The following is a 21,490-nucleotide window of genomic DNA, read 5'->3' as shown; positions in this document are numbered from 1 at the left end:
GCATCCTCCATCCGCCGAATGCGCGTCGATACCGTCGTCGCCGTCAAACCAAGCGTCTCGGCAATCTGCTGGTTGTTCGCGCGACCATTCGCCCGCAATTCGCGGATGATCGCTATGTCCGTCGCGTCGATTGCCATTGTCAGACCTTGCGGATTGCGCGGCATGGCGGGCTGCTTACGAATGGCCCGCCGCTCTTCCGGGGGATGCTTCACGCCGCGCCGATGCCAAGATGGCGTTCGAAGAACCGCGCCATCAGATCAATCGCATCGCGCGATTCCGGCATGGCGACGCTGAACCAGAACCCGTGGGGCATGGCTTCGAACACATGCAGATCGGCATCGCGCCCGGCCTTGCGCAGCGCGCGGTGGAACAGGGCGGCGGAACTCAGCACGGCATCGCGCGTGCCGGTGATCAACAGCGTTGGCGGGAAGTCCGACAGATCGCCCTTGATCGGTGCGAGCAGCGGATCATTGCGATCTGCATTCCCAACGAACACGCCGCGTTCGCACTGCGGATCGTCCAGCTTTGCGCCAAGGTGGCCATAAAAGCCCGATAGCGTCAGGTAATTGAAAGTATCGCCCAGTTGCGTCACGTCGCCGCCAGCGGTGAAGACGCCGCAGGCAGCGGGCAGCGGCAAGCCTTCCTTCTTGAACCGCATGATCGCCATTGCGGTAAGAAATCCCCCCGCCGATGTGCCAAACAGGATGATATCATTGGCTGCATAAGTCTTCAGAGCATCGCGATACACCGCAATGATATCGTCCACGGCAGCGGGGAAGGGGTGTTCCGGGGCGAGCCGATAGTCCACGGCGATCACTTCGCAACCGGTTTCCGCCGCGATCGGGATGGCTTCGACCAGCGAGCCTGACCCCATCACGAAGCCGCCGCTGTGCAAGTTGATCAGCAACTTCCCGGCATGGCGGACGCCGCCCTTCGGCGTGATCCGGTGGCAGCGCACGCCATCTATGGCAGTTTCCGCGATGTCGCAGGGAAAAGCTTCCAGCGCCTGCTGGTTCAGCCATTCGAACATCGGGGCCAGCGGTTCGCGCATCAGCCACATCGGCACTGGCGGCGCGTCTTCGGGCATCTGCTGGTTGGGATCGAAGCGGAGATAGGCTTTGGCCTCCTCGCTGATGGTATCGGGCACGTCGAGCCTGACCCTGCCCAGATCGACCACGCCGTTTTCAACCTTGTAGCTGCGCATCACGTCATCCTTTAAGCCACGATACGGTCAGGCAGCCTGCGCCACGGCGCGCACCGCATTGCGCGCGCCGCGCATTGCGCCTTCGATATAGCCGACGCCGGTGGCATCACCGATGGCATGGACGGCAAAGCCTTCTGCACTGAGCGCATCGGCCAGCGACAGGTCGCCTTCCGCGCCTTTTGCCACGATCACGTTTCCGCCAGGCACTGTCTGGCGCACGCCGGACATGTCGGTAAAGCTCACGCTGTCGGTGCCGATCTCGATCCCGCTCACGCCGCCGTGCAGGCCGACGCCATGTTCGCTCAGTTCGGCCAGCAGGCGCATACGACGCACCAGCGTAAGCCCCTTGCCAAGACGCGGCGCTTCTTCGATGACGTTGACGGTTCGCCCACGTTCGCTGAGGAATTCGGCAAGTTCGAGGCCAACCAGTTCGCCACCGATGATGGTGACCGTATCGGCCAGCGGCATCCATGCGTGCGTGGCCTTGCGCACCAGCGCCAGATTGGCGGTGGCCCCGGTGGCCGCGCCGACTTTGGTGGCAAGGCGCGTGAACAGGCCGGTCTTGCGCTTCAACTCGTCAGAGCTTTCGCCCAGCATCATCCGGCGCATGTCATCGCCCGAATAGACGTGATCCTGATCGCCCCCGGCAATCGGCGGCATCCCGCGCGTGGCCCCCGTGGCAACGATCACGGCGTCCACCTTCATCGCGCGCAGCAGTTCGGGCGTAGCCACCGTGGACAGACGCACTTCGATGCCCGCTTCCTTTACCTCGCGCCGCAGCCATTCGAGAATGCGTTCGTTGGGTTCATAGGCAAGGCTGGCAAAGCGCAGCGTGCCGCCCAGACGATCCGATTTTTCCAGCAGCGTCACGTTGTGGCCCAGCGCGGCCAGCCTGCGCGCGGATTCCATGCCGCCCGGCCCGCCGCCGATGACGGCGACGTGCTTCGGCTTCGCTCCTGCCGCTGCCGGTTCGGCTTCAAATTCAAAGCCAAGCCCCGCGTTCACCGCACAGCGTGCCGGTTCGCCCATGTAGATGGCCGAAACGCAGGTGTAGCAATAGACGCAAGGGCGCACTTTTTCGGTCTGCCCTTCGGTCAACTTGCGCGGGAGATGCGGGTCGGCCAGCAATTTGCGGCCCATCGCGATAAAATCAGCTTCGCCTTTGCTGATGGCGCTTTCGGCGCTGTCCACTTCGATCCGGCCCGATCCGATCACCGGGATGTTCACCGCCTTGCGGATATCGGCAGTGGCCGGAAGGTTCCAGTTTTCCAGATGCGGAATGTTCGATTCCGAATGCAGCTTGCCAACGCTGGTATCGTGATAGGCTGTGATGGTGATGGCATCGACGCCTGCCGCTTCGACCATTTTGGCATTGGCGATGGCATCATCCAGCGTAATGCCACCCGGCTTGCCCACTTCGCGCCAATCGATCTTGATCCACACCGGGTAATCGGGGCCAACTTCGGCCCGGATCGCCGCAATCACCTCAAGCGTCAGGCGCAGCCGGTTTTCGCGGTTGCCGCCATATTCGTCGGTTCGCGAATTGGTATAGGGCGAAGTGAACGACGACAACAGATAGCCGTGCCCTGCGTGGATTTCGATGCCATCGAACCCGGCCTGCTTGGCGCGGCGCGCGCCTTCGGCAAACTGGCGAACAGCAACGGCGATGTCGTCCTTCTCCAGAATTTTTAGCTGCGGCGATTTCATCCCGGCCAGCGGAGCCAGTTCTTCCATCAGGAAATAATCGGTGAAATTGCCCTTGGGCGGAGGCGGCACGGCTGGTCCCCACAGCGGATGCCCCCACCGCGCATGGCTATACGCAGCCACGAAACCTCCATGATGCAATTGCGCCGCGATCTTTGCGCCGTTTGCGTGAACGCGGTCGGTCAATTCTTTCAGACCGGGGATGAACTTGTCATCCGAAATCGCGGTCTGCTGCATCGCCACCGCGCCGACCGGCCAGGCCACGCCGGTAACGCCCGAAATGATCAGCGCTGCGCCACCCTTGGCCTGCTCTTCATGATAGGCGATCATGCGTTCGCCCACGGTACCATCATCTTCCGAAAGGCTGACCCCCATTGCGGTCACGGCAATGCGGTTTTTCAACTCCATCGGGCCGATGCGGCCGGGTGAGAGCAGGTGCGGATAGAGATTGGAGAACACGGGCGCAGTCTTTCTCGCAAAATTGCCGGATGATGGCTTTGTTGGCCGACACATCGTTGAGGGGGAGGTGCGTTTCATCGGAATGACCCACGTCAAGCCATTCGCGCGGATTCACCCGCATTTATCCTCTCAATGCGCCTTTCAGCTTGTCATTGCGTAATCAATGCGCGATTGATCTACGATAATCAAGGATAACTACAACGGAATCTGCTAGTCCGTGCATAACCTGTCAGGCCGGGACGGAGGAGCATTTCAATATGACCGCACTTTCAACCTTTACCAAGCTGATCTGCCGCGATGAGGAGGCGATGGCCACCTATTACATGGCCGTCTATGGCTATGGCGTAGTGCAGCGCGTTGCCGGCTGCAGCGATGGCGAACCCTTTCGCGAAGTGATTCTGGCCCCCGGTGGTGACTGGACGCGCGGTTCGCTGGTCATGTTCAACTTTACCGAACGCGATGCGCCGCGCGATCAGCAGGTAATTCTGGGCTTCGTCGTCGAAGATCTGGACGCGCTGGTCGGGAAAGTTACCGCCAGTGGTGGCAAACTGGTCGGCCCGATCCGCGAAGAGGCCGATCACGGCGTGCGCGTGGTCTTTTCGACCGACCCCGAAGGCGCCCTGTGTGAAAACGTGCAGATGATTGCACACTGATCGATATCGCTTTTGAGCGGCTGACTTTGCCACGGAATGATAGTCAGTGAATACTTATAATCGGCGGGCCATGCCATGCAGCAGCAGCGCGCCATTTTCGGGAGAACAGCGCAATGGCGCGGGATAAAGACGTTTTCGATGGTGGCGTTGCCGTTATTACTGGTGCCGGATCCGGCATAGGCGCGGGCCTTGCCAGGCGTGCGGGCGCATTGGGGATGACCGTTGTCGTCACCGACATCAACGAGGCCGCCGCTGCCGAAACCGTTGCCGCCATCACCGCTGCCGGAGGAAAGGCAGAGGCCGCAAGGGTAGACGTTTCCGTGCCCGACGAACTCGACCGACTGGCCGAACTGGTGTTCGATCGTCACGGTGAAGTGCGCCTGCTGATCAACAACGCCGGTATCGAAACCGTTGGCAACACCTGGGAAGTGCCCACAGCACGCTGGGAAGCGACGTTGAACATCAACGTCCACGGCGTGATCCACGGCGCGCGTGCATTCGTGCCGCGCATCATCGCCAGCGGAAAGGAAGCATGGATCGGCAATCTTTCGTCGGTCGGCGCATTCGGGCAGATGCCGGGGCAGACGGCCTATACCGTCACCAAGCACGCGGTGCAGGCTTTCAGCGAATGCCTCTATCTTGAAATGGAGCTGAAGAACCTGCCCATCCACGTTTCGGCCATCGTGCCGGGCATGATGCGCACCAATATCTTCAACGCGGAAGCGGGCGCGGGCGAACCAGGCAACGCCGCCAACCACCGCCGTGCCATGTTCGAAATGATGCGCGATTACGGCATGGACCTTGATGAAGGCTGCCGCCTGTTCCTTGAACAGATGGCCGAAAACAAATTCTGGGTGCATAGCCAGCCAGAGATGAGCGAGCAGATCATCGCAGGCCGCATCAGATTCCTGCAGGACCAGACCCCGCCGATCATGCCAGATCTTGCCCGCCAGATCGCGGTCGATTGATCGATGCTGAAAGGCGGGCGTGGCGACGGGCATCGTCACCGGCCCGCCTCGCGGTTTAGGCCGTGCGCGGCGTATCGATAGCAGCGTTGCGGCAGGCCCATTCGAGCAGCGCCGAATAGTCCTTTGTCGCAAACTCCGGCACCGCCCGCGCCCCGCCATAGACGGCGTGCGCCGCTGCACCCACTGGCAGGCCCATGCGGTTCTCTGCCGCTGCGGTCATCGCCAGCGTCATATCCTTGAACGCAAGGTCGATGGTAAAGCCCGGCACGGTATCGCCTTTCAGCACCTTGTTGACCATCAGCGTGTGCAACTGCCCGTTCTGCGCAGTGGTGCTGCCGGTCACTTCAAGGATCGTATCGATATCAAGGCCCAGCCGCGTGCCCAGCGCCACCGCCTCGGCACTGACTTGCGCGATGGTCAGCAGCAGGAAGTTGTTCACCAGCTTCATCCGGCTGCCCATGCCCTGACCTCCGCAGCGCATGATGTCCTTGCCCATCGCGCGCAGCAGCGGTTCGACCCGCGCGAAATCAGCATCGCTGGCCCCCACCATGAACAGCGATTCCCCCCGTTCGGCATGAAGCACGAGGCGACCGATGGGGCTATCGACGAAGGCCACTCCCTTGTCCGCGCAGGCCTTGGCAACACGATCGGTGCCGTTGGCATCAATGGTCGACATGTCCAGCAGCAGTGTGCCCGGCGTCATCTGCGCCAGCGCGCCATCAGGCCCAAGCACCACCGCTTCGACATGCGGTGTGGCAGGCAGGCAGGTGACCACCACGTCAACGCCCTGCGCCGCTTCGGCTACTAAAAAAGCCTTGCGCCCACCCAGTTCAACGATGGCATCGGCGCGTACCGGATCGATGTCATAGGCGATCACATCAAAGCCCTTGCGCGTCAAATGCCTGGCCAGTGGCAGGCCCATCGCACCCAAGCCGATATATCCGACTGTGGTCATGTCTCTCTCCGTCCGCGCGTTCAGATCGCGCCGTGATTGATGTAGCTGGTCTTGCTTTCGGTGAAGAAATCGGCGGTCGCAGTGCCTGTCTCGCGCGGGCCGTATCCCGATGGTGCCCGCCCGCCGAGGGGGACGTGATATTCAAGCCCCGCTGTGGGCGTGTTTACCGTGACCATGCCGGCCTGCGATGCCTTGCGGAACCGTTCGGCGTTCTTCAGGCTGGTCGTGGCGATGCCCGATGACAGCTTGTATTCGCAGGCATTGGCCGCGTGGATCGCTTCGTCCAGATCTTCGACCATGATGACAGAGGCAATCGGGCCGAAGGATTCATGCTGGTTGCAACGCCACCCGGCTTTCGTGCCGATCAGCAAAGTCGGTGCCATGAACAACCCGCGCGTGCGGCCTTCTACCGCGCCGCCGCCCGCCACAACTTGCGCGCCTTCGGCCTTGGCATCGGCCACGAATTGCAGGTTCTCGTTGAATTGCTGCACGTTGGCGACCGCGCCGATCTGGGTATCGGCATCCAGCGCGTGACCCACGCGATAGCTGCCCGCAATCCTGGCCATGCGTTCGACAAAAGCGTCATGGATGCCGCGCGTCACGATCAGGCGTTCGGTGCCAGTGCAGCGCTGTCCGGTCTGGATCCACGCACCATTGCTGGCGATTTCGACGGCCAGATCAAGGTCCGCATCGTCCAGCACGACCAGCGCATTTTTGCCACCCAGTTCAAGTTGGCACTTGGTCATCGTTTCAGCCGCGCGGGCCAGAACAGTGCGGCCGGTGGCGGTGCCGCCGGTAAAGGTCAGCGCATCGGCCTCATCGATCATCACGTTGCCCGTCGCGCGGCCATCACCCATCACCAGATTGAACACGCCCGCAGGCACGCCCGCTTCTTCCAGGATTTGCGCCAGCATAACCGCGCAGCCCGGCACGAAGCTGCTGGGTTTGAGCACCACCGAATTGCCATAGGCCAGCGCGCCCGCCACTTTCCACGAAGGCAGCGCAATCGGGAAGTTCCACGGCGTGATCGCGGCCACCACGCCCACCGGTTCGCGCGTGACCAGCACGTTGAAGCCATCGCGCATCGAATTGTACCATTCGCCCTGCGCGCGCACCCCATCGCCAGCGGCATATTGAAAGCACTGCGCCGCGCGCAGCGCTTCGCCCACACCTTCGGGCAGAGTCTTGCCCTCTTCGCGGCTGAGCAGCAGGCCGATGTCCTTTGCGCGCGCTTTGATCAGGTCTGCCGCCTTGTAGAGAATATCGGCCCGCGACTGCATGTTGAATGCCCCCCATGCGGGCTGGGCGCGGCGGGCCGCTGCCATTGCCGCGCGCACCTCTGCCTCGCCAACCTTGGTGTAGCTGCCGACCGTTTCGTCAAGGTCCGAAGGGTTCACCGTTTCGAACGGCACGGCACCTTCAACCCAGCGCCCGTCGATGTAATTCGCGCCCTTCATCACAGCCTTTCCGCAATCACGCCAGCCTTGGCCAGACGCTCAACTTCATTTTGAGTCAGTCCTAACTTATCAAACAGGACCAAAAACGTGTCTTCACCCGAACGCGGAGGCGCATGGCGATATGTGGCGGGGGAGGCGGAGAGCTGCGCGGGAAAGCCCAGCACTTTCAACGGCGTTCCGTCTGCCCGCGCCATGTCTTGCACGAGCCCGCGCGCCTCGATCTGCGGATGCAACAGCACGTCGGGAATTTCGTTGACCTTGCCCCCCGGCAGTTTGGCCGCTTCCATCGCGGCAATCAGATCGTCCGATTTCCAGCGCGCGATGGCCCGGCGCATCTGCGCCAGCAGGGCATCGCGATTGACGCTGCGCGCCCCGCTGATCGCAAAACGATCATCGTCGGCAAGTTCGGGCAATCCGATCAGCGCCGTAAACGCACGGAACTGCCGGTCATTGCCCAGCGCCACCAGAATACTGCCATCGGCGCAGGCGAAATCCTGATAGGGCACGGTGTTGGGGTGTTGGTTGCCCAAGCGGCGCGGCACCATGCCGCCGTTCATCCAGTTCGACGCCTGATTGGCCAACAGCGACACTTGCGTATCCAGCAACGCCAGATCGATGCGCTGCCCTTCGCCCGTGGCGTGGCGATGGTTCAGCGCGGCTAGAACCGAAATCGCCGCATAAAGCCCGGTGGTCAGATCGCTGATCGGAATGCCCACTTTCATCGGCCCGCCGCCCGGCTCACCATCGGGCAACCCGGTCACACTCATCAGCCCGCTCATGCCCTGCACAAGAAAGTCATACCCGCCATTGTCGCGCAAAGGGCCGGTCTGGCCAAAGCCGGTGATCGAAAGGTAGATCAGGTCGGGCTTGATCGCGCGCAGGGCATCGTAATCCAGCCCATATTTGGCCAGTCCGCCCACGCGAAAATTCTCGATCACGATATCCGCATCCGCCGCCAGCCTGCGGATCAGGTCTGCGCCTTCAGGGTCAGCCATGTTGATCGCGACCGAGCGCTTGTTGCGATTGGCGCACAGATAATACGCGGAATCGCCGCTGCCATCATCAAGGAAGGGCGGCCCCCATTTGCGGGTATCGTCACCCTGGCCCGGCTGTTCCACCTTGATCACGTCTGCGCCAAGATCGCCCAGCACTTGCGAACACCACGGCCCGGCCAGCACGCGCGACAGGTCCAGCACCTTGATCCCTGAGAGCGCGCCTATCATTGATCCCTGAACTCCGGCGCGCGCTTTTCAAGGAATGCATCGACCGCTTCGTGGTGATCTTGCGTATGGTGCGCCAGCGCCTGGTATGCGGCGGACAGTTCCAGCAGCGGGGCCAGCTTCATGTCCTGCCCTTCGCGCAGCAGGCGCTTGGCCATGCGCGTGGCATGGCCGGGGTTCGCCGCAATCGAGCGCGCGATTTCTACCGCGCGCGTCAAGACCTGTTCGGGTGCAACCACTTCGCTCACAAGGCCATATTCCAGCGCCTGGGCCGCATCGATGGTATCGCCGGTCAGCGTCATCAGGCTGGCGCGCGCCATGCCGATCACGCGCGGCAGCAACCATGCGCCGCCATCGCCGGGCACGATGCCCAGCTTGACGAAACTTTCGGCAAAGAGCGCCTTTTCCGATGCCACGCGGATGTCGGCCATGCAGGCAAGATCCAACCCCGCGCCGATGGCAGGGCCGTTCACCGCAGCCACCACCGGCACTTCCAGTTCATACAGCGCAGAAGGGATCAACTGGATGCCGGTGCGATACTGGTTGCGGATCGAGAAAGGTGATCCGCCGAACATCCCGGCCTTTTCCGCCATGTGCTTCACATTTCCGCCCGCGCAAAACGCTTTGCCCGCGCCGGTCAGCACGACCGCGCGAACGCTCATGTCGCGCGTGGTGCGCGCGCAGAACTCTGCGATTTCCTCGCTATGCGCGGTTTCCGAAATGGCGTTGCGCGTATCGGGGCGGTTAAGCGTGACGATCACGACGGGACCATCGCGTTCGATCAGCAGGAATGGGGCTTCGGCCATCGGGGCTTCCTCTGCGGTTTTCTTGTGCGAAATGGCTAGGACAGACACACGCGACAGGCTAATATTGATTTTCCGATTATTGATAGTGAGCATATATCATGGACTTGCGCCAACTCCGCTATTTCAGCGCGCTTGCCGAAACGCTGAACTTCCACCGCGCGGCAGAACGCCTGCACATTTCGCAGCCGCCGCTGACAGTTGCGATCCGCAAACTGGAAGAAGACCTTGGCGTTGCCCTGTTTGACCGCGATCCGCGCGGCGTGCGCCTGACCGCCGCCGGGCAGGCCGCACTTGGCCCGGCGCGCGCGGCACTGGCGGCAGCAGAACAGGTGCGCGATGCAGTGCGGCAAGGCGCTGCGGGCTTGCGCGGAAGGCTATCGGTAGGCTTTATCGGATCGGCCATTGGCGATCTGCTGCCGCGCATCGTTTCTCCCTTCCGGCAGGCCTACCCGCAAGTGGAACTGGCGCTGGAAGAGATGAACAGCGTCGAGATCGTCCGAGCCATTGCCGCGCGCCGCCTCGATGTCGGGTTGGTCCGCCTGCCTGTGATGGATTCCGCACCCGTCACAATCGACGTGATCGAACGCGATGTGCTGGTGGCCGTGATCCCGCACGATGATGTGCTGTCACGGCGCAAGGTGGTGCCGCTCAGCGCGCTGTCAGATCGCGCCTTCATCATCTACAGCCCGGTTAGCGTGCTACACGCCACGATCCGGCTGGCCTGCCACCGCGCGGGCTTTACGCCATTGGTCGCGCAAGAGGCGGTGCAGGTGCAGACCATCCTCAGCCTTGTCGAAGCCGGGCTGGGGGTAGCCCTGATCCCGGCGCGCAGTGCCCGCTTTGCAGGGCCGGGCGTGCGCATCGTGGCGCTGGACGATGCGATCCCGATTGCAATGGGCATGGCCCGCGCTGCCGATGCCTCACCGCTCGCACGCAACTTCACCAGAACCGCGCTGGAAAGCGCCACTGATATTCAATCACTATCGAAATGACCGAATTAAATATTTGAATCACACCAGCCTCAGGCGCATCCATCGGCGGAAAGGCAGGCCATGCAGCTTGCCGCCGGGAAAGGAGCCTGTCCCCCGTGTTCGATACCCTGACGCTTGCCGCTCTTCCGGTCGAGGACGAAGCGCTGCGGCCTGCGATCCGCACCTTTATCGCGCGCCACGTTGCCGCCCTCCCGCTCGACCGCCGCGCACGATCATGGCAAGGCTTCAGCGCCGATTTCAGCCGCGCATTGGGTGAAGCCGGTTTCCTTGGGCTGACCCTGCCAAAAGCCTATGGCGGGCAGGGAAAAGGCCCCTTCGCGCGCTTCGTCGTGGTGGAAGAACTGCTGAGTGCAGGCGCGCCGGTTGCGGCGCACTGGATTGCCGACCGTCAAAGCGCACCGCTGCTCCTGAACTTCGGCACCGAGGCGCAGCGCCACAAGCACATTCCCGCAATCTGCCGGGGGAAACAACTGTTCTGCATCGGCATGAGCGAACCCGGCTCAGGCTCAGACCTTGCCAGCGTGCGGACCCGCGCTGACCGCACGGACAAGGGCTGGGTGGTCAATGGCCAGAAGATCTGGACCACCAATGCCATGCATTCGGACTACATGATCGCGCTGGTCCGCACATCGGGCACTTCGGCAGACCGTCAGGCAGGCCTTTCGCAGCTTATTGTCGATCTGAAAGCCCCCGGCGTCACCGTCCGTCCCATCGTCGATCTTACCGGCGATGCCCACTTTGCCGAAGTGTTCTTCGAAAACGTGGAACTGGGCGAAGACGCGCTGATCGGGAAGGAGGGGGAGGGCTGGAAACAGGTCGTGGCCGAACTCGCCTTTGAACGATCAGGCCCGGAACGCATCTATTCCAGCGTCGTGCTGCTTGATGCTTGGGTCAGGCATATGCAGGTTGCCAGGCGTAACACCGCCGCCGCGCTTGTGGGCCGCCTTACGACAGAACTCGCCACTTTGCGCGCCATGTCCATCGCCTGCACCGCGCGGCTTGTGGCGGGGGAAAGCCCGGTGGTGGAAGCCAGCATTGTCAAGGATCGCGGCACCGGTTTCGAACAGGAATTGCCCGTGGTGATAGCCGACGATCTGGCCGCCCACCCGGACGAGCCGGTGAGCGAAGAGCTTTACCGCACGCTGATGTATGTCACGCACATCGCCCCCAGTTTCAGCCTGCGCGGCGGTACACGCGAGATTCTGCGTGGCATCATCGCGCGCGGCATGGGCCTGCGGTGAAGGAACCGGAAATCATGGAAAGCCAAGAACTTCTCGAACCCTTCGTCCGTATGCTGGAGGCCGCTTGCCCGCCTGCGGTGGTCCGCGCCATCGAAGCAGGCGAATCCGCCGCGCCGCTATGGCAGGAAATCGCCCAATCCGGCTTTCTCGATGCGCTGGTGGCCGAAGAGCACGGCGGGCCAGGGCTTGCACTTGCCGATATCGAACCGCTGATCGCCGCGCTTGGCGCGCACGCCGTGCCGCTGCCTGTGGCCGAAACGATGGTTGCCCGCGCGCTGTTGGCACAGGCTGGCGTGGCCGCGCCCGATGGGCCAATCGTGCTTGTTACCGCAGTGGCGCAGCCGGTGCCCTGCGGTCTGGTGGCGGAACACGCCCTCGTCGCTACCGGCGAAGCGCTGATGCTGTGCAGCATTGCGGAAATGTCTCCCGCTCCAACGGGCGTCACCCATTCGCTCGCGGCGCGCCTATCCGGCATTCCGCAAGGCCCCACGCTGCCGCGCCCAACCGCTACCTTACGCGCCATTGCCGCCGTACTGCGCGCCTGCCTGATCGCCGGAGCTGCCGCGCGCCTGTGCGATCTGACCACGGCCTACGCGGCTGAGCGGGTCCAGTTTGGCAAGCCGATTGGTCGCCAGCAATCGCTTCAGCAGATGCTCGCCATCATGGCCGAAGACATGATCGCCTGCCGTATCGCCGCGCAAGTGGGCGCTGCCCACGGGATCGACGTGCCGATGCCCGTCGCCGCTACGGCCAAGATCACCACCTCATCCGCCGCCCCGCGCATCGCCGCCACCGCCCATGCCGTGCATGGCGCCATCGGAATCAGCGCGGAATACGATCTGCAACTGCTCACCCGCCGCCTGCACGGATGGCGCGTGGCCGATGGTTCGGAAAGCTATTGGGCGCAGCTTCTCGGCACAGCGCGCCTTGCGGGTGCAGAAACCAGCGTAGACTGGCTGCGCCATTCGGTTTTCGCCTGAACGGTCAGAGCTTCCCCGAAAAGCGGTTCGGCCCGGCCACCGCGCGCGCCGTGCGTCCGCCCGGCAACACCACGTCGCCATCCACGCCGCCCGGCAGTTCCACGTCCAGCCGGAACTGCCCGTCCTTTGCCGTCCACGCGGTTCGGATCGTGCCGCGCACGCTGCGATAGGTCACGCCACCCCGCCCCAGTGCGGGCGACATGATCGGTGCGATGCGCACCCTGCCAAAGCCGGGCGATGCCGCTGCAATCCCCGCCACCCGCCTGAACAGAAAGTCACCAATCGCGCCAAAGGCATAGTGGTTGCGGCTGTTCATGCCGGTATCGCCCTGATCGCTGTTCCAGCGCTCCCACATCGTCGTCGCGCCCTTTTCCACCATGTAGCCCCACGATGGGAAAGTGCGCTGGGTCAGCAGCGTGATCGCCATATCTTCCTGTCCGGCCATCGCCAGCGCATCGAGGATATGCGGCGTGCCAAGGAACCCGGTCGACAGGTGATTGCCCCGCCGCGCAATATCCGCCGCCAGCGCCCCGCCCGCCGCACGCATGGCTTCAGGCGAAAGCAGGCCAAAGCGGATTGCCACGACCATGCCGGTCTGGCTGCCGTTGCCGATCTTGCCATCAGCACCCACGAATGCCGCATTGAACGCGGTGCGGATGGCATCGAACAGGGCGCGATAGCGCGTCATCGCCGCCTGATCGCCAATCGCCTGCGCCATCTGCACCATCATCGTGGCATCGCTAGCCCAATAGGCGGTGGACAGCAGATCCTTGGGCGTGGTCGGCGCGCCGGGATTGGCGGTTGGCGCATCGACCGAAAGCCAGTCCCCATAATCGGCACCGCGCTGCTTGCGCCAGACGTGATCGGGATTGGCTGCCTCGATCCACACCATATAGGCTTCCATCGCCGCCCAGTTGGCGCGGATCACACCAGTATCGCCGTTCTGCATCCACGATGTGTGCGGCAGGATCACGCCCGCATCGGCCCAGCCGGGCGAGGACAGTTTCATCGTCGGCACAAACGGCGGGATGCAATCGGGGAACGCCCCCTTGGCGCTTTGCGAAAGGCGCGCATCTTCCATCACCCGCGCGGTAAAGGCGGTTACATCCATGTTCCACGCCGCCGCAGGCCAGAAAACCGCCGCATCGCCCATCCAGCCCAGCCGCTCGTCCCGCTGCGGGCAATCGGTGGGCAGGCCATAGAAATTGGACTTCTGGCTCCACACCGAATTGCGCCAGAACTTTTCGATCACCGGATCGCCGCACGAAAGCTCTGCCGTCAGCGGCAAGTCCTGATAGGCGACAAGCCCTTCAAGGCTCCACGCGCCCGTATCGTCCGGCACGCCCATAATCTCGGCATAGCGATAGCCGTGGTAGGTAAAGCGCGGCTCATAGACCTCTCGCCCGCGCCCTGCGGCGATATAGATATCGCGCGCCTTGGCGCTGCGCAGATTGGCCTGATCCACCGATCCATCGGCTTTGAGCATTTCGGCAAAGCGCATTTCGATGCGCGTGCCTTCCGGTGCGCTGATGGTCAGACGCGGAAAGCCTGCAAAGTTCTGCCCGAAATCCAGCACATAGCGCCCTGCGCCGAGCCGCTTTACGCTTGCCGCCTTGCGCGTTTCCAGAACCTTGATCGGCGGGCAGCGCTGCGGATCGGCCGGAATGGCCGGAGCCGCCACGACGCTTGCCGCGCGCCAGCCTTTATCCGGCCCACCGGCACTGGCCCATCCAGCCTGTTCAGCGCGCGCATCGTGAATTTCGCCATCGTAAAGCGAATGCTCCAGCACTTCGGCATCGGCAATCTGCCAGTTCCCACCGCTGGCGATCACGCTGCGCGATCCGTCGCCATGCTCGATCTCAAGCTGGCACAGCATCCGGCACGGTGCTGGCCCAAAGGCAAAGCGCGCCGATGTGCTGAACCGCGATCCATACCAGCCATCGCCCACCACCATGCCCAGCAGGTTCGCGCCGGGTTTGACCAGCGCGGTCACGTCATAGGTCTGGTACAGCACGCGCTTCGACGGATCGGTGAACTCCGGCGCCAGCTTACGGTCGGCAATCGCCGCGCCATTGATCCACGGCTGATAGATGCCCAGCGCCGTGGCATGAAGCCGCGCGGCGCGGATCGGGCGATCTATCGTAAAGGCGTGGCGCAAGCGGCTGGCAGGCGTTAGCGGCCAGGGTTCGCCAATCGGCAAGACCCCCTTGGCCGGAATCGCAGCCACCCAGCCGGAATCATCGAATTGCGACGCCTGCCAGCCTTCGGGTGCGTCCAGCAGCGTTTTCCAGCCAGCGCTGGCAGAAGTCATCCGGTCAGCCAGCCCGGCACCATGCCGCAACAGCGCCGCCAGCACGCAAGGCGGCACGCCAAAGCTGCCCTGACGGCTGCCTTCGATTGCGATGACGTTGCGCCCCTTGTTCAGCGTGACCGGCCACACGGCCATTTCGGTGTGGCGCGCGGGGCCATCGCGCGGTTCGGGCGCGGGCTGGCCGTTGATCCACACTCCGGTCAGTTCATGCAGCGTGGCGCAAAACTCTGCCGCGCCGCCGGGGTGATCAAACGTCCAGCGAAACGCGCAACGCTGCCCCACCTTCTGCCGTTCCGGGCTGGACATCCAGTGCAGCCCGGCTTCCCGATCAGCCTTTGCCACCAGCGTTTCGCTGGCGATCCATTCGCCCTGCCAGTCCTGCGGCGAAAGGCCCGTTTCCCACATCGCGGGCGCGCTGCTCAGTGGTTGGCGGCTGCCTTTGGTCCACGCTTCCACCTGCCACCACACGCGGCTGCGCGATGGCAATTGCGGCCCGGCATAAGGCAATATCCACGCCCGCAGCGCTTTCCACCCGTCCGCTGTCCCACACAAGGTCGCGGCCACTGGCAAGGTCTGCCTCACTGCGCGCCACGCACACGCGGTAGGCCTCCTGGCCCGCCCGACCATCACCGCCCAGCTTCCATGCAAACCGCGGCGTCGCATCGCCGAGCGCCAGCGGGTTATCCAACCCGCACACGCGCAAGGCTCGATCTGCGCCGGTGCCGCCATCGCCCGCAAGGGAACTACAGCCGCGCCCGCGCCAGCAATGCCGATGGCAATGGCTTCGCGCCTGTTGACCTTCATTTCATCTCTCCCGCCGCCATTCTTGCGATGTTCAGGGCTTCAGCTTCTGGGCCGAAAGCGTGGCCTGCGTGCTCAACACAGGCTCCGTGGCAGACCGCGCTAGTTCCACTTTCACCTTGCCCGGCTTCACCACCCAGCGCTGGCTGGGCATATCGAAATCAGCCAGCAGGCGCGGATCGGCCATGACCGTGATCGTGCGGCTTTCGCCCCGTTTCAGCATGGGCTTGTCCCAGCCGACCAGCCGCCGCGCCTTGCCCGGCAGAGTGACATAGACCTGCGGCACATCCGCCCCTTCGCGCCCGCCGGTATTGGTCACGGTAAAGCTGGCGCGCAGCGTCCGCCCACCTTTCACTTTCAGCCTCGAATAGCGGAACATGGTGTAGGACAGCCCGTGCCCAAAGGCGAACAGCGGCTTCTGGCCCGTGCGATCAAACCAGCGATATCCCGCGTCCGATCCTTCGGGATAAGTGATGTTGAACGGTGGGCTGTTGGTGTTCACGCCATACCGGATCTTGTCTTCCTTGCTCGGCGGCGGAAGGTCCGCGCCGGGCAGCTTCGGATTGGGCAACTGCGCCACGCTGGCCGGAAAGGTCACCGGTAAACGGCCCGATGGGTTCACCGTGCCCGCGATGATATCGGCAATCGCATCGGCCCCGCGCTGCCCCGAATACCATGCAGAAAGCACGACGGGCACTTTGCCCAGCCACGGCATCGCCACCGGATTGCCGGTTTCCAGCACCACTACGGTGCGCGGATTGGCGCTGGCGACCATATCGATCAGCGCATCCTGCGCGCCATCCAGTACAAGGTCCGCCTGATCCTCGGCCTCGGTGCTGAACTTGGTGGCAAAGACGATGGCAACGTCCGCCGCCTTTGCCGCCACCGCTGCGGCCTGTGCATCGCTGCCATCCAGATAGGTCACCTGAACACCACCTAAAGCGCCCTGAAGCGCCGCAAGCGGCACCGAGCCGCCCCATGCCCGGCGCGAAAAGACCGCTGCGGCACCATCGCTCAACTTCTCGATCACGCGGAAGCCACCCACCGGCACCACCTGGCTCGACCCGCCACCCGAAGGGACGCCAAGGTTCGCCTTGCCGCCAATGACAACGACCGACCGCACCGTTTTTGCCAGCGGCAGCAGCGCGCCTTCATTGCGCAACAGCACCGTCCCCTCGCGCGCGGCCTGCAATGCCACCTCGGCATTCTTTGCATAATCGATGGGCTTTGGCCCCAACGGCGTCTTGTCCAGCTCTTTGGCATAGATCGCCCAAAGAATGCGCTTCACCGCCGTATCGAGCGCCGCCGCCGGGATTCTGCCATCGGCGAGCTTGGGCCGCAATTCGGTGGAGAGCCACCGCTTTGCGTCCACCGTTTCGCCCGATTGCTGATCCAGCCCGGCCAGCAACGCTTCGGTCGAATGGACCGCACCCCAATCGGACATGACATAGCCCTTGAAGCCCCAGTCACGCCGCAACACATCATTCAGCATGAAGCTGTTTTCGCAGGCATAAATGCCGCCCACCTTGTTGTACGAGCACATCACCGATCCCGGATCGCCCCGCTCGATCCCGATCTGGAAGGCCAGCAGATCGCTTTCGCGCATCGCGGCCTCGCCCATGTTTACCGAAGCCGTGGCGCGCCCGGTTTCCTGATTGTTGAGCGCAAAATGCTTGATCGTGGCGATGATGCCGTTGGACTGGATACCCTCGATCTGCGCGCCTACCAGCACCCCGCCCAGCAACGGGTCTTCGCCCAGATATTCGAAATTGCGCCCCGCGCGCGGATCGCGCACCAGATTGACGCCGCCCGCCAGCATCACGTTAAAGCCCTTGGCCAGCGCCTCTGACCCGATCATCCGCCCGCCTGCGCGCAGCAGCGCCGGGTTCCACGTCGATGCCAGCGACAGGCCCGATGGCAGGGCCGTGGCCACATCGCCCTTGCGCATGTCCATGATGTTCGAGATGCCAAGGCTGGCGTCGGTGGCGTATTGCGGGGGAATGCCCAGCCGTTCCACACCGGCAATCACGCCCGCGCCCATCGGCATATCACGCGGACGCCTTGGCTTTGGAACCACAACCGCCATCGTGCCGTGGATCAACTGGACTTTTTCGTCCTGCGTCATCTGCGCCAGCGTGCGTTCGGCGCGCATCTGCGCTTCATCGGCAGAAGGCCGGCGCTCTTGCGCGCTCGCCCCGGCCCCGGTCAATGCCGTACTGCCCAGCGCGATCAGCGCCGCAGTGCAGGTCAGGCGTATCATTGGCTGCATGTCCCGTTCCTCGATCCCGGTGCGTGCAAAGGCGTTGCCCCCACGTCGTCCGTGCGGATGTGTCGCAAGGCAAGGGATGGAGTCAAGTAATAGATCACACGTGTTCGATTAATCTTGCCCGCAAAGCCTGCACGCTTGCGCGGCAGCCATGCCTATGGAACAAGCGCTGGCCATGAATGCGCCCACCAAAAACGCCCGGAAATCCACGACAAAGACGGCCTCAGCGGCCGCCGCCACGCACCAGCCGATGCGCGGGCGGCCTACAGCGGAACAAGTCTCGTCAATCGACCGGTCGATTGTAGACGCCGCGCGCGCAATGTTCCTTGCCGATGGCTTCGATGCCGTGGGCATGAAGCAGGTTGCTGAAAAAGCGCGTGTTTCCAAAGGCACGCTCTATGCGCGCTATGCTTCGAAAGAGGCCCTTTTCACGGCAGTGATCGAACGGTCGGTGGCAGACTGGTCTGCCGAAGCATCGTTGAGCGATCCCTTGCTCACCGATAATATCGAACAGCGCCTGCGCCATCATGCCACCATCATCGCCACCTGGCTTGCCCGGCCCGATGTGCTGGCAGTGCAGCGCCTCGTGCTGTCTGTTCGCGAACGCTTTCCCGCGCTGGCCGATGTGATGCGGGTGCGCGGCTATGACTATATCGTCGGCCTGATTGCGCGCGATATCGAAGATGCAGCGGCGCGCGATGGCAGGAATCTGCGCGATCCCGCCGCTGTCGCAAGGCTGCTGGTGGCTGGAATTACTGGCGCGCATATTCAGGAGGGCGCAGCTTCGGCCAGTGATGAAGACGAGAAGCCCCAAGGACTGGAAATGTTCGCCCAGCGCGTCGTCGATGTGATCGTCTGGGGTTGGGGTGCATGGTAGGCTTGATATTCGAACACAAGTGTGCATTTAATGCGCCAGCGACAAGACTCGCGATGTTCCCTGTCCCGAGAGGATGACCATGATCAGGATTGCCATTATCGCCACTCTCGCAGCGGCGGCTCTCCCGGCTGCTGCGATGGCTGCCGAACCGGCCAAGCCCGCGACGCAGGCTTCCGCTGAAAAGCCCAAGTACAACACTGGCGAAACCGACATCGGCACGCTGCTCGATGATCCCGTCGCGAAGGCCATCGTCGAAAAGCACATTCCGGGCTTTACGACCAACGAACAGGTCGAAATGGCCCGCTCGATGACGCTCAAGGCCGTGCAGACCTACGCGCCAGAAGACGTGACCGACGCGCGCCTTGCCCAGATCGACGCCGATCTTGCCAAGCTGAAATAAGCGCTGCGCTTTATGCGCCGCGCATGAAAAAGGGGCCGCAACCACCACGGTTGCGGCCCTTTTTCTGCCTTGGAGCGGGAAAACCCACCCCGCTGCGACTAAATCTCACCTGTGGTTCGATAAGTCTCGCTCCCCTCCCGCAAGCGGGAGGGGTTGGGGGTGGGTTTACTACCCGCCTAACAGCTCAAGCCGCCATGCCAAACGGCGCATCCACCGGTGCTTCTGCCGGATATTCCGCCGGTCCGCCAAAGTCATAGGCAGTGTTCAGCGCACGGATGAAAACCGGGTCATTCAACGGATCGCTGGGCGTTTCAATCTGGATGCCGCGCGAACGCACGTCCTTGATCAGCATGTCGATAGCCTGCTCGTGCGTCAGGTTATCGCTGCCGTCCATGTTCTTTTTCAACTCGTCAAAGTCGGTGAACACTTCGGCAGACCAGTGGACAAGGAAGCGCAGATCGTCGGTGCGATAGCGTTCGATCACCGTATCGCCCGTCTTCACCAGCCAGCCATCGCGGTCATCTGAGTCGCCCGAAAACACGCTGTCAAAGGCCAGCCCTTCCGGGCGGCGACGGTCGCGCGCGCCATTGGCTTCGCCGCGATGGACCAGCATTTCGTTCTGCACCACCACCGCGCGGTTATAGATGGGCGATTGCACGCGCGCAGGCTTTTTCAGCGGGCCTTCGGGCCAATAGGTAAAGCCGCTTTCGGCATCATGGCTGAACCATGTGATCACCTGCGCCATCTTGATCAGATAGTCACGGAACAGGCCGGACCGGCCCATGATCGAGCACAGCCAGGTTGGCGAATTTTCATAGCGCACACCCCGGAAGCTGGGCGTATCCAGATGCCCCGGATCGGTGTTGGCGCAAGGCCCGTTCACGTTGAACAGCATCATCTGCGGCTTGGCGTATTGCGCCCCCCAATAGGCCTTGGCGTGGTTCAGGAAAGCTTCGTTATAGAACACATCGTGCAGTTCAGGATAAAGCGGCGCCGAATAGTTTGCGAAGAAACCCCGGAATGTCGGCGTCAGGAACATGTCCAGCGTGGGGGTGAAGCCTTCAGGAAAGCCGCCAGCGAACGTGGCCAGCAGCGATTCTACCGTGGGAAAGTGCTGCGCCAGAATCAGCCTCCACGGCCCCTTGCCATGCACCACATCCAGCATCAGCCGCTTCTGTTCTTCGGTGAAGGGATTGCTGATCTCGCGCGGCGGGGACACCGGCTTCAGGATATCGGAAAGGTATTGCCTGCGGGATTCATCAAGCATCGCTGTCTCCTCTGGCCAAAAACGCAAGCGCAATTCACGCCCGTCCGGCTCTGTGAGCGAAAGTTATAGGTCGATAACTTTTTACGCAAGCGAATTTGCACGGACTTGCGCTATGCAGCCTTCATGACCGTCACGATGAAGCCCCCTGCGCCTGATCCCGCGCCGATGAACAAAGGCCAGCGCACCGCCAACCGCATACTTGATGTCGCCGAAGCGCTGTTCGCGCAGCATGGCTATGGCGCCACTTCGCTGCGCGACATCGCCGCGCAGGCGGGCCTTCAGCAGCCCGGCCTGTACAAGCACTTCAGCGGCAAGGACGATCTCTACCGGCAGGTCTATGAACGCGCGCTCAAACCGATGACCGATCTGATGGACGCCATTCTGGCCGGGCCTGACGACAGGTTCGATGAACTGACCGACCGCATGACCGATCTGCTGGCTCAACACTCCAACATCGCGCGCCTGCTGGTACGCGCGGCAATTTCATCTGAAGGACAGGCCGATCCGGTTGCGCTCGATTGGCTTGGCCGCCTTGTCGGCTATGGCCGGAAGTTGAGTGACAAGGCAGGCGTGCCATCGTCGGATGGCATTCTGGCCGTGCAGACCGTGGCGATCTTCAACATGCTGTTCGGTTTCTTCTGGGCGTCCCCGCTGATCGAAAGCCTTTCAGGCAAGCCCGCGACGGATCGGCCACTGATGGACATGCAGAAGGCCCTGCTGCGCACTTTCATCGGCGGAATGGGGCAATCTGGCAGGCCAATGTCTGACGAATAATCGTACCATGCGGCCAAAATGCCAGAAAATCGCACATTTTCGTAATCCATAGATTAAAAATCTACGCATGGTGTTGACACTCGCCCCCTTATAGCGGCAACTGCGTTGAACACCGGGAGAAAGCCCCGCCAATGGGGCGCCTGAAAGAATTGCAG

Annotated in this window: 18 protein-coding genes; 8 read left to right on the top strand and 10 right to left on the bottom strand. The window is 62.8% G+C overall.

Going from position 1 to position 21,490, the window contains the following annotated elements; genetic code table 11:
• The 3 genes from HGI47_RS19970 to HGI47_RS19960 form a co-directional block, all read right to left on the bottom strand.
• The coding region (locus tag HGI47_RS19970) for an Lrp/AsnC family transcriptional regulator (RefSeq protein WP_240950324.1) at positions 1 to 137 on the bottom strand (137 nt) is incomplete at its 3' end.
• Positions 138 to 208: 71 nt separating this feature from the next.
• Positions 209 to 1,204, bottom strand: a complete 996-nt coding sequence (locus tag HGI47_RS19965) for an alpha/beta hydrolase (protein ID WP_168854536.1) — start codon at positions 1,202 to 1,204, stop codon at positions 209 to 211.
• Between the two features lie 27 nt (positions 1,205 to 1,231).
• Positions 1,232 to 3,367, bottom strand: a complete 2,136-nt coding sequence (locus HGI47_RS19960) for an FAD-dependent oxidoreductase (RefSeq protein ID WP_168854535.1) — start codon at positions 3,365 to 3,367, stop codon at positions 1,232 to 1,234.
• Positions 3,368 to 3,624: 257 nt separating this feature from the next.
• Here HGI47_RS19960 and HGI47_RS19955 point away from each other — a divergent pair, with 257 nt between their 5' ends.
• Both HGI47_RS19955 and HGI47_RS19950 read left to right on the top strand, forming a co-directional pair.
• Positions 3,625 to 4,020: a VOC family protein gene (locus tag HGI47_RS19955; RefSeq protein ID WP_168854534.1), complete on the top strand. Its 396-nt coding sequence runs from the start codon at positions 3,625 to 3,627 to the stop codon at positions 4,018 to 4,020.
• 113 nt (positions 4,021 to 4,133) lie between these two features.
• Complete coding sequence (locus HGI47_RS19950; protein WP_168854533.1) at positions 4,134 to 4,988, top strand: SDR family oxidoreductase; 855 nt, start codon at positions 4,134 to 4,136, stop codon at positions 4,986 to 4,988.
• Between the two features lie 55 nt (positions 4,989 to 5,043).
• Here HGI47_RS19950 and HGI47_RS19945 read toward each other — a convergent pair whose 3' ends face one another.
• Genes HGI47_RS19945 through HGI47_RS19930 form a run of 4 tightly spaced genes read right to left on the bottom strand, consistent with a single transcriptional unit; the run spans position 5,044 to position 9,426 of the window.
• Positions 5,044 to 5,943: an NAD(P)-dependent oxidoreductase gene (locus tag HGI47_RS19945; RefSeq protein ID WP_168854532.1), complete on the bottom strand. Its 900-nt coding sequence runs from the start codon at positions 5,941 to 5,943 to the stop codon at positions 5,044 to 5,046.
• A gap of 20 nt (positions 5,944 to 5,963) precedes the next feature.
• On the bottom strand, positions 5,964 to 7,400 hold the full coding sequence (locus HGI47_RS19940; RefSeq protein WP_168854531.1) for an aldehyde dehydrogenase family protein: 1,437 nt from the start codon (positions 7,398 to 7,400) through the stop codon (positions 5,964 to 5,966).
• Entirely contained in the window at positions 7,400 to 8,623 is a 1,224-nt protein-coding gene (locus HGI47_RS19935) for a CaiB/BaiF CoA-transferase family protein (RefSeq protein WP_168854530.1), read from the bottom strand. Before HGI47_RS19935 ends, HGI47_RS19940 begins: the two co-directional genes overlap by 1 nt.
• Positions 8,620 to 9,426, bottom strand: a complete 807-nt coding sequence (locus HGI47_RS19930; protein ID WP_168854529.1) for a crotonase/enoyl-CoA hydratase family protein — start codon at positions 9,424 to 9,426, stop codon at positions 8,620 to 8,622. Before HGI47_RS19930 ends, HGI47_RS19935 begins: the two co-directional genes overlap by 4 nt.
• 98 nt (positions 9,427 to 9,524) lie before the next feature.
• Between HGI47_RS19930 and HGI47_RS19925 the strand changes: the two genes are divergently transcribed.
• The 3 genes from HGI47_RS19925 (at position 9,525) to HGI47_RS19915 (ending at position 12,639) form a co-directional block, all read left to right on the top strand.
• Positions 9,525 to 10,418, top strand: coding sequence for a LysR substrate-binding domain-containing protein (locus HGI47_RS19925; protein WP_168854528.1), 894 nt, complete (start codon positions 9,525 to 9,527; stop codon positions 10,416 to 10,418).
• A gap of 95 nt (positions 10,419 to 10,513) precedes the next feature.
• Positions 10,514 to 11,659 (top strand): acyl-CoA dehydrogenase family protein, encoded by a 1,146-nt coding sequence (locus tag HGI47_RS19920; RefSeq protein ID WP_168854527.1) that lies wholly within the window; start codon positions 10,514 to 10,516, stop codon positions 11,657 to 11,659.
• Between the two features lie 14 nt (positions 11,660 to 11,673).
• A complete protein-coding gene (locus HGI47_RS19915; RefSeq protein ID WP_168854526.1) occupies positions 11,674 to 12,639 on the top strand; it encodes an acyl-CoA dehydrogenase family protein in 966 nt (321 codons plus the stop codon).
• A gap of 4 nt (positions 12,640 to 12,643) precedes the next feature.
• On the opposite strand, the gene HGI47_RS19910 is transcribed toward HGI47_RS19915, so the two are convergent.
• On the bottom strand, positions 12,644 to 15,754 hold the full coding sequence (locus tag HGI47_RS19910; RefSeq protein ID WP_168854525.1) for an alpha-L-rhamnosidase: 3,111 nt from the start codon (positions 15,752 to 15,754) through the stop codon (positions 12,644 to 12,646).
• A gap of 31 nt (positions 15,755 to 15,785) precedes the next feature.
• Positions 15,786 to 18,011, bottom strand: a complete 2,226-nt coding sequence (locus tag HGI47_RS19905) for a glycoside hydrolase family 3 C-terminal domain-containing protein (protein WP_168854524.1) — start codon at positions 18,009 to 18,011, stop codon at positions 15,786 to 15,788.
• Between the two features lie 157 nt (positions 18,012 to 18,168).
• Between HGI47_RS19905 and HGI47_RS19900 the strand changes: the two genes are divergently transcribed.
• Both HGI47_RS19900 and HGI47_RS19895 read left to right on the top strand, forming a co-directional pair.
• Positions 18,169 to 18,894, top strand: a complete 726-nt coding sequence (locus tag HGI47_RS19900; protein WP_168854523.1) for a TetR/AcrR family transcriptional regulator — start codon at positions 18,169 to 18,171, stop codon at positions 18,892 to 18,894.
• A 79-nt stretch (positions 18,895 to 18,973) separates the two neighbouring features.
• Entirely contained in the window at positions 18,974 to 19,294 is a 321-nt protein-coding gene (locus HGI47_RS19895; protein ID WP_168854522.1) for a hypothetical protein, read from the top strand.
• A gap of 184 nt (positions 19,295 to 19,478) precedes the next feature.
• Here HGI47_RS19895 and HGI47_RS19890 read toward each other — a convergent pair whose 3' ends face one another.
• Positions 19,479 to 20,561: a hypothetical protein gene (locus tag HGI47_RS19890; protein ID WP_168854521.1), complete on the bottom strand. Its 1,083-nt coding sequence runs from the start codon at positions 20,559 to 20,561 to the stop codon at positions 19,479 to 19,481.
• Between the two features lie 123 nt (positions 20,562 to 20,684).
• Between HGI47_RS19890 and HGI47_RS19885 the strand changes: the two genes are divergently transcribed.
• Positions 20,685 to 21,335 (top strand): TetR/AcrR family transcriptional regulator, encoded by a 651-nt coding sequence (locus tag HGI47_RS19885; protein WP_168854520.1) that lies wholly within the window; start codon positions 20,685 to 20,687, stop codon positions 21,333 to 21,335.
• Positions 21,336 to 21,490: the final 155 nt, after the last annotated feature.

The organism is Novosphingobium sp. ERN07 (assembly GCF_012641335.1).
In the GTDB taxonomy this organism is placed as follows: Bacteria; Pseudomonadota; Alphaproteobacteria; order Sphingomonadales; family Sphingomonadaceae; genus Novosphingobium.
The sequence above is the reverse complement of the archived record's forward strand: the minus strand, read 5'-3'. Positions and strand labels throughout refer to the sequence as shown.